The sequence below is a fragment of the Furfurilactobacillus sp. W61-4 genome (assembly GCF_057545565.1).
This window is the reverse complement of the sequence record NZ_BAAJNZ010000001.1, coordinates 520,387-532,971: the sequence shown is the minus strand read 5'-3', so window position 1 is coordinate 532,971 and position 12,585 is coordinate 520,387. Positions and strand designations below refer to the sequence as shown.

The following is a 12,585-nucleotide window of genomic DNA, read 5'->3' as shown; positions in this document are numbered from 1 at the left end:
ACCCTTGATTATTTTAGCTAAACTAATAGAAAGTGTGGCATTAATATCGTGAAAATCGCAATAGACGCAATGGGCGGCGACAATGCACCAGAAGAAATTGTTAAAGGCGTTGAATTGGCTCGTGATGCTTTTCCGGACATGACATTTCAACTATTTGGTCCCACAGACCGCATTACGCCATTGGTGAGAAATACTGATCGCATCACTGTGATTCATGCCGCCAGTGTGATCGCCATGGAAGATGAGCCCGTCCGTGCGGTTCGCTCAAAGAAGGATTCATCAATTGTTTTAGCAGCAACTGCAGTTAAAAATGGTGAGGCCGATGCCTTTTTCTCAGCAGGTAACACCGGTGCGGTTTTAGCCGCCGGATTATTTATCATTGGGCGGGTTAAGGGAATCGACCGACCTGCCCTAACGACAACGCTGCCAGTAGTGACTGGCGATGCAAGCGGCAGTTTTACGATGCTTGATGTTGGCGCCAACGCGGACTACAAACTCAGCAATTTGGAGCAATTCGCGATTCTGGGGAACTTCTATGGACAAACGGTCATGGGCATCAAGCAGCCACGAATCGGACTGCTCAATAATGGCACGGAGGCCGACAAAGGGGACAAAGTGCATCGTGAAGCTTATCAACGTCTGAGTGAATCCGCTCCGCTTAATTTCATTGGTAACGTTGAATCACGTGAGTTATTGAACGGCGCTGCCGATGTGGTCGTCACGGATGGTTTCACTGGTAATGCGACCTTGAAAGCCATTGAGGGTACAGCACTGTCGATGATGAGCCTGATTCGAGCAAAAATTATGGGTTCCACAAGTGCTAAGCTTGGCTACGTGTTAAGTCGCAAGGCTTTTCACCAAGTTGGCCAAGTGATGGATTACTCGAAGCATGGCGGGGCTGTTTTATTGGGATTAAAGGGAGCGGTCATTAAAACGCACGGTTCTGCCAAGGCTGAAACGGTCCGCAATACGATGAGCCAGATTCATCAAATTGTGGAAAGTGGTTTGATTCAAAAAACGATTGATTATTTCGAACAAGAGGCCACCGAAAAAGCAGCTGATGATCAGACTGAAAAATAGCGGTGATAGTGGACATTTACCTGCGAAAACGATAAACTAAGTGACTGTAAAACACTTCTTAGAAACTAGGGAAATCATGACTAAAGACGAGATTTTTAATAAAATTGCCGATATTATTGACGATCGCTTTGAGGTCGATCGAGACAAGGTTACTAATGACCTGAATTTTCGAAGTGACCTGGACGCGGACTCAATTGATTTTGTGGAGTTTATTATGGAGCTAGAAGATACATTTGGCGCCGAAATTTCCGATGAAGATGCTGAAAAATTGAGCACGATCGGACAAGTGGTGGATTACATTTACAACCATCAGGATAAAGCTGAGTAATAGTAAAAACCGCCGGTAAGGCGGTTTTTTTAAGACAAAAGGAGAACTATTTTGATACCAGGATTACAAGCAGAACTTGCCAGTCAGTTTGATATTCACTTTAATCGTCCTGAATTACTGGATGAAGCCTTCACTCAGGCAAGTTATGTCAACGAACACCCCCATCAAGGATTGAAATTTTATGAACGGATTGAATTTTTAGGTGACGCTGTGTTGCAGCTCACCGTGTCAGAATATATTTATCGGCGGTATCCAGAAATGCCACAAGGTAAGTTGACCCGTTTACGAGCGGCCATGGTTCAGGAAGCTAGCTTTGCGAAATTTGCGCTAGAGTGCCATTTTGATCGTTATATTCGGCTTGGTAAGGGTGAAGAAAAAGAGGGTGCCCGTCACCGTGCGTCATTACTTTGTGATATTTTTGAATCTTTTGTTGGCGCGTTATATTTGGATCAAGGCAAAGATGCCGTGGTGGCGTTTATTAGTCGGGTGATTTTTCCTAAACTTGATGCGGGATGGTTTGATCACGCGATTGATTATAAGACGGCGTTACAAGAGTGGTTACAACGGGATGGTGACGTGCACATTGAATACGATTTAGCCGCCGAAACCGGACCAGAAAATGATCGTGACTTCACGATGACGGTGGCCGCTGCCGGTGAAATTATCGGTCAAGGCACGGGTAAATCAAAGAAGATTGCGGAACAATCAGCGGCTTTACAAGCGCTGACTAGTTTACGTGGCCAGCAAGAAACCTTAGTGGATCATGGTCGCGATCAAGCTGACAATTAATGATGTAACGGATGGTGTGCATGAAACTCAAGACGCTAGAAATCAGCGGCTTTAAGTCATTCGCTGATAAGACAAAAATTGAATTTATGCCGGGAATGACTGGAATTGTTGGGCCTAACGGGAGCGGTAAAAGCAACATCATCGAAGCAATTCGATGGGTGTTGGGCGAGCAATCAGCTAAAGATCTGCGTGGTAATAAGATGAGTGATGTGATCTTTGCTGGGGCGGCTAACCGAAAGCCTTTGAATCGTGCTGAGGTCTCGATCACGTTTGATAACACGGATCACTACTTGAAAAGTGACTTTAGCGAGGTCAAAGTGACCCGTCGTTTATTTCGAAATGGCGAAGCAGACTACTTAATCAACGGTCAAGACTGTCGATTGCGAGATATTTTAAACCTGTTTATGGACACCGGATTGGGCCGAGAATCCTTTTCAATTATCAGTCAGGGTCGTGTTGAGGCGATCTTTAATAGTAAGCCTGAAGACCGTCGTAGCATTATCGAAGAAGTAGCTGGTGTTTACAAGTACAAGCAAAACAAAGAAAAAGCGCAAAAAGAGTTAACGACGACGAGCGAGTATTTGGATCGCGTCAATGATATCATTGCTGAATTGGAGAGCCAGTTAGAGCCGCTGGCGGAGCAAAGTGCATTAGCAAAAGACTATTTGGCCCAGAAACAACGTTATGATCAATTAGATCAATCGCGATTAGTCTTGGAAATTCAGGCGAATCGGACGGCTAAACAGACAGTAGATCAGCAAATCACGCGGGCTAACCAGCAAGTCAGTGATTACGAAATCAAGGTTAAAGAACAAATGGCCGAGGTTGATGAGCGCAAGCAACGGCGTGCCGAATTAACCACGACCAAAGATCAGTTACAGGACCGATTGGTTCAATTGACTGAACAGGTGGCAACCTTAACTGGTCAACAAGCAAATGTCGCGACACGCACCCAGTTTCAGCAGCGCCAACTAGCAGAGTTGAACGCTAAGAAACAAGAAGTTGTTAAGGCGTTAACTAAGTCACAGGCGGAATTGGCGCAACTGTCAGCGACCATTGATGAGCAGACAGACGCCGTGAATAATGCCCAAGCGACTGTAGCGGCTTTAGCAGGGGATAAGCTAAAGCAACAACAAGCGAAATTAACAGATCGCTTATCCGCGTTACAAGATGAATATGTTTCGATCATGCAAACGGTGACGACTTTGCACAATGAACGCCAATTTTTGGTCCGTAGCCATGAACAGGGTAGCCAACAACAAAGCCGGTTAACGGAACAAACACATAAGTTGACCACCCAGGTTGCCGATATTGAACAACAGCTCAACACGACTGCTGAACAAGTCACGGCTGCCAAGATTGATCACGATCAGCTGCAGGACCAATTAGAAAAAGCTAGACAACAGCATCAATTGTTAAGTCAGCAATTTGATCAAGAACAAAAGAATTGGTATAACGCACTCAATGTACAGCAGCGAGCTAAAGCGCGAGCTGAGAGTTTATCGGCGGCAAATAGTGATTATGCAGGCTTTTATCAAGGGGTCAAAGCGATTTTAGCTCATCGCCAACAATTCACGGGACTGGTGGGACCAGTGGCTGATTTATTGACCGTTCCACAGTCCTTAACGAAGGCCATTGAAACAGCGCTGGGTGCGCAACTGCAACAGCTGGTCGTTAAGGACGAACAGACAGCGCGTGATGCTGTTCATTACTTGACCCAACAACGCGCAGGTCGAGCAACATTTTTACCGCTGACAACGATTCATGGTCGAACATTAATTGCATCACAACTAGCGCCATTGCGATCGATGACCGGATATGTCGGTTTAGCCAGTGAGTTGGTGACCTATCAAACACAGGTTCGTCCCGTCGTGGATTATTTACTTGGCACGACGATTGTGGCAACTGATTTAGATGCAGCCATTGCAATCGCCAAGCAAGGTGGCCATCGTTTTCGGATTGTGACCCAAGATGGTCAAGTGATGAATGCGAGTGGTTCCATCACCGGTGGGGCTAATCGTCATCAAACCAGTGGCCTGTTGAGTCAGCGAGCAGAAATTGATGAGCTCAACAACGCTATCGATAAAATGCAACAAGAACTTCGTCAGCAAGAACAGTCGCTGCATGAGCGGCAACAACGGTTGGATGACAGTGCAACTGCTGGCGCTAAATTACGCGACCAAACCGATCAGGCTGCGGGAACTTTACAACGTTTGCAAGGGCAAGCAACCTTGATTAATGAGCAGCTAACGGTCGCTAAACGGCGGCTAGCTGCGAGCCAATTGGAGCAACAGCAGCAAGGGCTAGATGCGACTGATTTTCAAAGTCAGCTGACACAAAACCAGGCCAAAACTGCCGAAGCGGAAGCTCGGCTGGCACAGCTAACTGAGCAGAGAAAACAAACTCAACAGGATCTGACTGCTTTAAGTGCGGACGTGGATACTAAACGATCGCAACGACAAGAAAAGCAGGAGTGGCTAGCGGCTGCTCAGGCCGAATTAGCTGCTAAGCAACGCGACCAAAAACGGGTGCAGGCCCAAATTAAAGAGTGGCAGCGGCAAGCAGCAGACCTAAGCAACCAGGTCGTGGCATTAACAGATGACCATCAAGCAGCTGGTGCAGATTCGCAAACCACGAGCCATCAGTTGAAACAAGCAGAAGCGAAACGAGACACGACCGAGCAAAAAATTCAGCGAGTTAGCGACGAGTTGACGGGTTTAGCTGAGATATTGGTTCAGTCAGAAGCAGATTTAACGCGTCGGCAGGAGCTTCAACGGGCTGCTTTGAGTGAAATGAACGATTTCAGTGCGCGGCAATCACGATTAGCAACTTTGCTAGATAACGATCTGACGCAATTGAGTGAAACGTATGGGTTGAGTTTTGAAGCCGCTGCTGAGGCATTGGCTGATTTGCCAATTGACGCGATTAAAAAACAATTGAAATTGCTAAAACGAGGTCTCGACGAGATCGGGGATGTTAACATTGGGGCAATCGATGAATACCAGCGCGTTTCCGATCGCTACGATTTTTTAGCCCGCCAACAGTCCGACTTGGTCACAAGTCGTCAACAATTGGAGACGACCATGGCGGAAATGGATGAAGAGGTACAAACGCGTTTTAAAGCAGCTTTTGATGAAGTGGCCGCGGCTTTTAGCGAAATCTTCGTCAAAATGTTTGGCGGCGGTCAAGCTCGATTGCAACTAACCGATCCCGAAAATCTGCTGACGACAGGGATCGACATTATGGCACAACCACCTGGCAAAAAATTCCAAAGAATGAGTCTGTTATCTGGTGGTGAACGCGCACTTACGGCGATCACGTTATTGTTTGCCACCTTAGTCGTGCGTCCAGTCCCATTTGCGATTTTAGATGAGACAGAGGCAGCCTTAGACGAAGCCAATGTTAGCCGATTTGCCCATTATCTAAGAGATTTCGGTGGTGAAACGCAATTTATCGTGATCACGCATCGTAAGGGGACCATGGTGAATGCTAATCTGCTTTATGGGGTGACCATGCAGGAATCTGGGGTCTCAAAGATGGTGTCAGTTTCATTGGATGACTTGGCTGATGATGCGTCGTAATGAATTAATTAAAATGCTAAAATAATCGGGAAAAGTAGGTGATTTGATGGGCTTATTTGATATTTTCAGAAGACGTAAAAATGATGAAAGCGCGGCCGACGCAGCTTCAAAATCGACAAGCGAGCCGTCCAGTACGGTCGCATCGGCAAGCGCTGAGTCGGCCCAATCGCTTGAGTCGACAGTATCCGATCAGCAAATTGAACCAGATTCAAATAGTGGTGCAACAGCGAATATTGCTGGAAGTGAGTCGAATTCAGAAGCTGCGACCGAATTAAGTTCGTCAGTAGTGAACACTAGCAGTCAGTCCGCTGAAGTATCAGTGTTATCAGCGACGGAAATGGTGCAAGAGGAAGCTGTCAGCACGCCCCCTTCCTTGACCGCGCGGCAGTCCGTTGCTGATTCATTGTCTGCAGCTGCCAAAGTCATTCAGTCCCAGGCTGATGTGGCAGTCGCCGATCAATCGGGTGACGCTGAATCTACAGTTAAGGCCACGGTTGAGACGAGTGATAGTTCGGTAGAAACGGTTTCAACAGCAGTCGCTGAGAATGAGCGTCAGGCAAATGACGAAGATGGTAGTCATGAAGGATCAACTGACAGCCAGTCAACTGATGCCGAACTTTATGATAAGGGATTGGCCAAATCGCGGCGGACTTTTGGTGACCGGTTAAACGCCTTTTTAGCGAACTTTCGAAGCGTTGACGAGGACTTCTTTGAAGACTTGGAGGAGACCCTCATTGGCGCGGACGTAGGCTTTAATACGGCAGTGACGATTACGGATCAGCTACGTGATGAAGTCCGCTTGAAGAATGCCAAGAAGCAATCAGATGTCGAAAACGTCATTATCGAAAAATTGGTTAATTTGTATGATGCAGAGGGAAATGGTGAGGATAATTCGGTTAACTTTGCCAAAAATGGTCCAACAGTCATTTTCTTTGTCGGTGTCAATGGAGTGGGGAAAACCACAACCGTTGGTAAAATGGCGAATATGTATAAGCTACAGGGCAAAAAGGTTTTGTTAGCCGCTGCAGATACTTTTAGAGCGGGTGCGATTGAACAACTGCAAGTTTGGGGGCAACGCGACGATGTGCCGGTGGTTGCCCTGCCTGAAAAGAGTGATCCGGCAGCAGTTGTTTATGATGCCGTTCAGCGGGCTAAACGAGATAATGTGGACATCTTGATGGTTGATACAGCCGGACGTTTGCAAAATAAGGTTAATTTGATGAACGAATTGGCCAAAATGAAACGTGTGTTGAGCCGGGAGATTCCTGACGCCCCTCATGAAGTCCTGTTAGTCTTAGATGCGACTACTGGTCAGAACGCTTTGAATCAGGCCAAAACTTTCGGTGATGCCACTGATGTGACGGGGATCGTGTTGACGAAATTGGACGGTACCGCTAAAGGTGGTATTGTTCTGGCGATTCGCAATGAATTACATTTACCCGTTAAATTCGTGGGCTTAGGTGAGCAAGTGAATGATTTGCGGCCCTTTGATCCAAGTGAATTTGTTTACGGCTTATTTAAAGATCTCATTACTAACTAAATTGGGTGAGCAAAACGGTCCCGGCTGGTAAAGTCAGGACCGTTTTTTCTACAAGAGGCGAGAGAGATTCCGGTTAGCCACGAAGATATGCAAGAATATTCCGCTGATAGGGCATAAATTCAGGGGTGATGCCTTTATGTCTTCTTCTAGCTCAGCGATTGTTGTCAGGAACTTTTCAAATGGCATTGTTTTAAGCGGCGGGCCGCTGAAGATGTAAATGAGCTCTCGGTCAAATGAATCTCAAAGAAATCCGGTAAAGACGAAGTGCTGTCTGTCACAACGCGGCAGTAAAATAACCATAACGGGAGTAAACTGTAGTGAAGATGGTCGGTATTTGATTTTGAAAGGGGATGTCTCGAATGATTGACTACAGTAAAGTAGATCCTAACTTTGATCGATTTATTATGCATGCGAAAGATGTAGCTGTTACTCACCCCAATGTTTCAAAAGAGGCTCGTCAAAAACAGGTCGAAACCCTAGCGAGACTGGAAAAAGAAGATAAAGAGAAATCTAAATGAAATACAATCTTATTTAAGCGATGACTGCAACAAGTCACCGCTTTTTCTTGAATGCAGGCCGAATAAAGAACAACTGAGACGTTTTCCAAGACCCTAAATGCGAGAACGGAGCCAAAGATTATGTCAGAAGAAACAACAGAAAACACTGAGGTAGAAACTCTTGAAACGCCGGTAGTTGATTCTGATCGGGCGGTTGCGCAAGGAAACTGCCGATAAGAAGAAGTGGTAGCTTGCCGAAATGCGCAACAATTGTGTTAGCCAACGTTGATCTGTAATTGTCATTGTGTACGTCTCACTTGATGTGGGCATCATACGAACAAACGTTCCGGAATAGCAAGACAAAAAAGTACCAGTTCCTGACATCAGAGTAATAGGGAACAGGTACTTTTTCTATTTTAATTCGTTCTTCTTAACGGATTTACCGGTGAAGTTCACCATTCCAGAGTTCTTCATTGATATGTCGATAAAATGCTTCGGTGGCGGGAATTCTAGGAATAACTACGCCTTTCATCGACTTTTGAACCGAATCAGCAGTTCTGGTATTTATTACATTAAATTTCGTGCGTTTATTTTTCATATTATTTCTATATATAATTAACCCGCCCAAGTTGCGAACAAAAGTTGAGATAAGTTTAAGGTGGGCGTTCCGATATCGAAACGCACTCAATTTGATGAATCTCTATGAAATTTTGAACAAATAAAAAATGCGTATAAACGCTGGTGTATCAACGTTTATACGCATTTTTACAAGGCTTTAAAAACCCATTCGATTGCCCCTGGCTGGGTTCGAACCAGTACTCACCGAGGTGAACAGCGACCTGAACGCTGCGCGTCTGCCAATTCCGCCACAGGGGCATGAAACAATTGAGAACTCTCAACAAAGTAATAGTTTACACGACCGGCTCGAACACGGCAAGCGCTGCCATGAATTTCGTTTAATTATTTTTGAATTCATATTGTGTTGACTTTTATATTATACTCCGTATAATATAGTCATATTCAAAGTTGGCTAGTCAGGCCTAACTAAATTAAAGTAATGAGGAGGCGGTGGCATGAGTATTCAAGTTAGCAGTGAGTTACTTGATGGCATGGTGCTAGCGTTGCTAGATCGTGAAGATCTATATGGATATGCACTCACGCAGCAAATTCAGGTCTCGATTTCTGTTTCAGAGTCAACAATGTATCCCGTCTTACGGCGCCTAAAAAAAGAGGCTTGGTTGACCACGTATGATCAGCCCTTTCAGGGACGTAACCGACGATATTATCAGATTACTGATGCGGGTAAAATTCGACTGGGCGAAATCTTACACGAATGGACGGCTTACAAGGTTAGTTTAGATCGGATTTTTAATCCGTTGGCAACGCCGTCGACAGATGAACGGGGGGATATTGATGACAAATGAAACATATTTAATTGAACTGCAGCGGCGCCTACACGGATTGACCGAGGAAGAACGCGCTGATGTCTTAGATTTTTATACGGAATATATTGAAGATGCTAATTTAACGGATGGTGACGAAATCATCGCTAAGCTTGGTACGCCAAAACAATTGGCGCGTAAGGTGTTAGCAGATTATTCAATTAAAGAAAATGAGACTGCAGAACAAAAAGGTGAGCGGCGTAGTCCTCGGTCAAATGCGACAATGGTCTGGTTGATCATTTTGGCAGTATTATCAACGCCGGTCACGATTCCGGCGGCGATCGGCATCATCTTAATTCTCTTGCTGGTTATATTTATGGCAATTTTGGCGGTTGGGCTGGCAGTTGTTTTGGCAATCACTTTATTAGCGGCTGGTCTGATGGTGGCTGGGGTATCACTTTACACTGGTTTTTGGCTGTTGGGCAGTCACGTCTTTATTGGGATCGCCTATATTGGCATTGGCTTAACTGGACTCGGTGGCGCTTTAGTCCTGATGCCATTGTTCTATTATATTGTGCGCTGGCTCATTCAGATGATTGCAAACTTCATTCAGTTTGCCTATCGCAAGTTTAATAATCGTCGACAACAACCGCGAGGGGGGCAATCCGCATGAAACGAACGTTAAAAATTGGTTTAGTTATTTTAGTGACTGGTTTAGTCTTAATGGCAATTGGAGCCATGACGCACAGCTTTAAAAGCGTGACCTTTAACGATCAACATCAACCAGAGCTAGTGCACGTGAAGACGTTTGATCGAAAGGTGAAATCATTCAAGGTGCTTGATGTCAATTTAAAAAGCAACCAGCTCCGGATCAAGGAAGGCGATAGTTATCGAGTGCAGGTTCGCAGTAATGCCAAGGCGATGCCACGGGTTACAGTTAAAAATCAACGCTTGGTCATCGAACAAACTAAGCATGATAACTCGACTTCTGGTTGGCATTTTGGGTCCGATGGCAATGACATGATTGGTTATAGTTTTAGTGGCGGACGCAGCCAACTGCCGGATCGAACGGTGGTTGTCACGGTCCCACGAGGCACAAAATTGGATCAAATTAAATTAGTCAACCGAGACGGGGACCTGCGGTTGACGGATATTCAAACAAATAAACTGACAATTCGCACGGATAGTAACGTTAGCTTGGAGCACGCCACGGTTGGTGAAGGCATGCGACTAAGTACTGGCGATGGCAATATTTACTTGCAGCAGATGAATCTCACAAATCCGCAGCTGACAACTGACGATGGTGACGTTGCTTTGAAAGACGTTTGGTTAAATCAAGCGACGGTTCAACTGACGGATGGGGACTTTCGGATGCGTAATGGCGGAATCACCGGGATTGTAAACGTTAATAATCAGGATGGTGATAATACGGTTGTCGGTGCAGATCGTGGTAAAGGCTATATTTTACATGGTGCTGATAATAATCGTTTGTTCGATCAGCATCGTGAAGACGGTGGCTTGTTACAGCAAAACGAAACCAATAATGATCGCCTGCAATTAACTACCAATGATGGCGATAATTCCGTACAATGATGTTGAACGTTGTTGATTTATGCTAGTTGGGAGGTATAACGATGAAAAAACATTTAACTAAATCTAATGATCGTGTTTTAGCGGGCGTTTTTGGCGGAATTGCCGAATACTTTGGTTGGGACGTGGCGCTAACAAGGGTCATTGGTAGTATTTTGATACTTTGGTCAGTTGGAACCGGTTTGATTGCCTATGCGATTGCAGCATTAGTGATGCCTGAGCCGGATGGCACACATTTTTCAGCGACTGACCGGTTTAATTCCCAAGCTGACACACATCATGAAGACACTTTTGATGGCGAATTCACTGATCCAGATCGACCTCATCATGATGATAAGTAACCAAGTCTAAAAAGTACGTGGTGCCATTAACCTGAAAGTGACAAAAATGAGGCCGTCTCCCGTGATTGCGGAAGACGACCTCATTTTTTATCGAACGATGTAAATGCTGGTAGTTAATTTAGTAAGTGCGTCTAATGTAAGATCGTAACTAGTAGCTGGGTCATCGCCAAACTATTAATCAGAAAATGGACTAAGATTGAATTAAACTGTTTTCCGGTCCATAGATACGTCGCCGCCAAAACAGCGCCCATTAAACAATAAACAAGAAAACTAATTGGGTTGGATGAAAGATGACCGGTAGAAAAAATGAGGCCAGAAAGGATAATTTTCAACCAAGTTTGCGATGGTTTAAAAAAGATATTTGTGATCACGCCACGAAAAACAAGTTCTTCCAAAAATGGCGTTAAAAAAATGGCTGAAAAAACGAACGCGACTAGTGCAACAGGGCTGGTCTTCATAATTTGACTAATGGCATCATTATTCGCCGTTGATTGTTGATGGTATAGCACCTGTTGAAGGCGAAGCAACAGTGATTCACCTAAGACGATGACTAGATAAGCGAGGATGGCAATTCCTAAATCGCGCCATTTAAAATCATGGAACAAGCGCTGACCTGACCAATAACGAAAACGACGATAAGCGATACAGATCGCTAGTCCGAAAGCCGCCCAATAGCTTAAGGTCAACAGATAGCCACTGAAATTAGCGTAGGAGGCATGCTTAGCCATTCCCAGTAGCGCTGGTGGTAGTTGGACCATGACCCACAGCGCAATTACTTCGAGGATTCTAGACCAGCGGGAGTGGTTAGTTGGTTTCTCGGAATTAAAGTTGGTCATGAGGTTCCTCCTTGTCAGTTTGCTGCCCACGCAATTGCCACACTTTAATGACCGTGATTAAGATTGTGGTGATAATAAAGGCTCCAATCCACAACAAGAACAAGGCGACACCGGTCAGGTGTTGAACTTCGGTTATCCAAACGACGCTGCCAAAGATGAGCACCGCGATTAAAATAATAATGAGTGAACTTTGCTGTCGCATAATGGACCTCCTAAAAAGTACGTTCATTGTAGCATAGTCTTGTCTAACACCGACTTTTAAAAATAATTGGCTTAGGTCATGGAAATTAGACCAATAATAAAAGCCCCAGCGTTCACTGGGGCAGCAAGGCTAACATGGCGCTAGTCGAAATGAGTTGCATTGGCCTGAGCTCTGCCCCACAGGCGGAGTAGGATGAACCGTTGCGCGGCAGAAAATAGTGACTAAGCAAAGGCGTGGTTTAGATTTTGCACGACGGCTCACTAAACTTCGGCGTCCTTGCCAACCTTGCGTGCTTTTAGTGTAGCGAGAAAGACTTGTCTGCGGCAACAAATGTGCCTAAACGACAGCTTTACCGATCTTTAAAAGAATCAATTGGATTAGGTTACTGGCTCGATTGAGCAAAAAAATCGCCGCTTTGC

General features: G+C 45.2%; 12 protein-coding genes and 1 tRNA gene. 10 read left to right on the top strand and 3 right to left on the bottom strand.

Annotated features, from left to right (window positions below; translation table 11 throughout):
• The first annotated feature begins 48 nt into the window (after nucleotides 1–48).
• The 6 genes from plsX (at nucleotide 49) to AC27FN_RS02600 (ending at nucleotide 7,836) form a co-directional block, all read left to right on the top strand.
• Nucleotides 49–1,080, top strand: a complete 1,032-nt coding sequence (gene plsX, locus AC27FN_RS02625) for a phosphate acyltransferase PlsX (protein WP_487166471.1) — start codon at nucleotides 49–51, stop codon at nucleotides 1,078–1,080.
• A 76-nt stretch (nucleotides 1,081–1,156) separates the two neighbouring features.
• A complete protein-coding gene (acpP, locus tag AC27FN_RS02620) occupies nucleotides 1,157–1,408 on the top strand; it encodes an acyl carrier protein (protein ID WP_407882169.1) in 252 nt (83 codons plus the stop codon).
• A gap of 51 nt (nucleotides 1,409–1,459) precedes the next feature.
• A complete protein-coding gene (gene rnc, locus AC27FN_RS02615) occupies nucleotides 1,460–2,197 on the top strand; it encodes a ribonuclease III (RefSeq protein WP_487166470.1) in 738 nt (245 codons plus the stop codon).
• A gap of 20 nt (nucleotides 2,198–2,217) precedes the next feature.
• A complete protein-coding gene (smc, locus tag AC27FN_RS02610; RefSeq protein WP_487166469.1) occupies nucleotides 2,218–5,778 on the top strand; it encodes a chromosome segregation protein SMC in 3,561 nt (1,186 codons plus the stop codon).
• A 46-nt stretch (nucleotides 5,779–5,824) separates the two neighbouring features.
• The gene (gene ftsY, locus AC27FN_RS02605) at nucleotides 5,825–7,318 is read left to right on the top strand and encodes a signal recognition particle-docking protein FtsY (protein ID WP_487166468.1); all 1,494 of its coding nucleotides are present in this window, start codon (nucleotides 5,825–5,827) and stop codon (nucleotides 7,316–7,318) included.
• 359 nt (nucleotides 7,319–7,677) lie between these two features.
• A complete protein-coding gene (locus AC27FN_RS02600) occupies nucleotides 7,678–7,836 on the top strand; it encodes a hypothetical protein (protein WP_487166467.1) in 159 nt (52 codons plus the stop codon).
• A gap of 771 nt (nucleotides 7,837–8,607) precedes the next feature.
• Here the strand turns inward: AC27FN_RS02600 and AC27FN_RS02595 are convergent.
• A tRNA-Leu gene (locus AC27FN_RS02595) sits at nucleotides 8,608–8,691 on the bottom strand.
• A gap of 197 nt (nucleotides 8,692–8,888) precedes the next feature.
• Here AC27FN_RS02595 and AC27FN_RS02590 point away from each other — a divergent pair.
• The 4 genes from AC27FN_RS02590 to AC27FN_RS02575 are packed head-to-tail and all read left to right on the top strand — an operon-like array spanning nucleotide 8,889 to nucleotide 11,128.
• Complete coding sequence (locus AC27FN_RS02590) at nucleotides 8,889–9,239, top strand: PadR family transcriptional regulator (protein ID WP_487166466.1); 351 nt, start codon at nucleotides 8,889–8,891, stop codon at nucleotides 9,237–9,239.
• A complete protein-coding gene (locus AC27FN_RS02585) occupies nucleotides 9,229–9,870 on the top strand; it encodes a DUF1700 domain-containing protein (protein WP_487166465.1) in 642 nt (213 codons plus the stop codon). Before AC27FN_RS02590 ends, AC27FN_RS02585 begins: the two co-directional genes overlap by 11 nt.
• Complete coding sequence (locus tag AC27FN_RS02580) at nucleotides 9,867–10,790, top strand: DUF4097 family beta strand repeat-containing protein (protein ID WP_487166464.1); 924 nt, start codon at nucleotides 9,867–9,869, stop codon at nucleotides 10,788–10,790. The genes AC27FN_RS02585 and AC27FN_RS02580 overlap by 4 nt, the downstream gene beginning before the upstream one ends.
• Nucleotides 10,791–10,831: 41 nt before the next feature.
• Entirely contained in the window at nucleotides 10,832–11,128 is a 297-nt protein-coding gene (locus AC27FN_RS02575; protein WP_487166463.1) for a PspC domain-containing protein, read from the top strand.
• A gap of 131 nt (nucleotides 11,129–11,259) precedes the next feature.
• On the opposite strand, the gene AC27FN_RS02570 is transcribed toward AC27FN_RS02575, so the two are convergent.
• Entirely contained in the window at nucleotides 11,260–11,964 is a 705-nt protein-coding gene (locus AC27FN_RS02570) for a CPBP family intramembrane glutamic endopeptidase (RefSeq protein WP_487166462.1), read from the bottom strand.
• The gene (locus AC27FN_RS02565) at nucleotides 11,951–12,166 is read right to left on the bottom strand and encodes a hypothetical protein (RefSeq protein ID WP_487166461.1); all 216 of its coding nucleotides are present in this window, start codon (nucleotides 12,164–12,166) and stop codon (nucleotides 11,951–11,953) included. Before AC27FN_RS02565 ends, AC27FN_RS02570 begins: the two co-directional genes overlap by 14 nt.
• Between the last annotated feature and the right edge of the window lie 419 nt (nucleotides 12,167–12,585).

Excerpts from the sequence above, each read along its gene's own strand:
- AC27FN_RS02570 (WP_487166462.1), bottom strand. The coding sequence starts at position 11,964 with ATGACCAACTTTAATTCCGAGAAACCAACTAACCACTCCCGCTGGTCT.
- AC27FN_RS02585 (WP_487166465.1), top strand. The coding sequence starts at position 9,229 with ATGACAAATGAAACATATTTAATTGAACTGCAGCGGCGCCTACACGGA.
- acpP (WP_407882169.1), top strand. The coding sequence starts at position 1,157 with ATGACTAAAGACGAGATTTTTAATAAAATTGCCGATATTATTGACGAT.
- AC27FN_RS02590 (WP_487166466.1), top strand. The coding sequence starts at position 8,889 with ATGAGTATTCAAGTTAGCAGTGAGTTACTTGATGGCATGGTGCTAGCG.
- AC27FN_RS02580 (WP_487166464.1), top strand. The coding sequence starts at position 9,867 with ATGAAACGAACGTTAAAAATTGGTTTAGTTATTTTAGTGACTGGTTTA.
- AC27FN_RS02575 (WP_487166463.1), top strand. The coding sequence starts at position 10,832 with ATGAAAAAACATTTAACTAAATCTAATGATCGTGTTTTAGCGGGCGTT.
- AC27FN_RS02600 (WP_487166467.1), top strand. The coding sequence starts at position 7,678 with ATGATTGACTACAGTAAAGTAGATCCTAACTTTGATCGATTTATTATG.
- AC27FN_RS02565 (WP_487166461.1), bottom strand. The coding sequence starts at position 12,166 with ATGCGACAGCAAAGTTCACTCATTATTATTTTAATCGCGGTGCTCATC.
- ftsY (WP_487166468.1), top strand. The coding sequence starts at position 5,825 with ATGGGCTTATTTGATATTTTCAGAAGACGTAAAAATGATGAAAGCGCG.
- smc (WP_487166469.1), top strand. The coding sequence starts at position 2,218 with ATGAAACTCAAGACGCTAGAAATCAGCGGCTTTAAGTCATTCGCTGAT.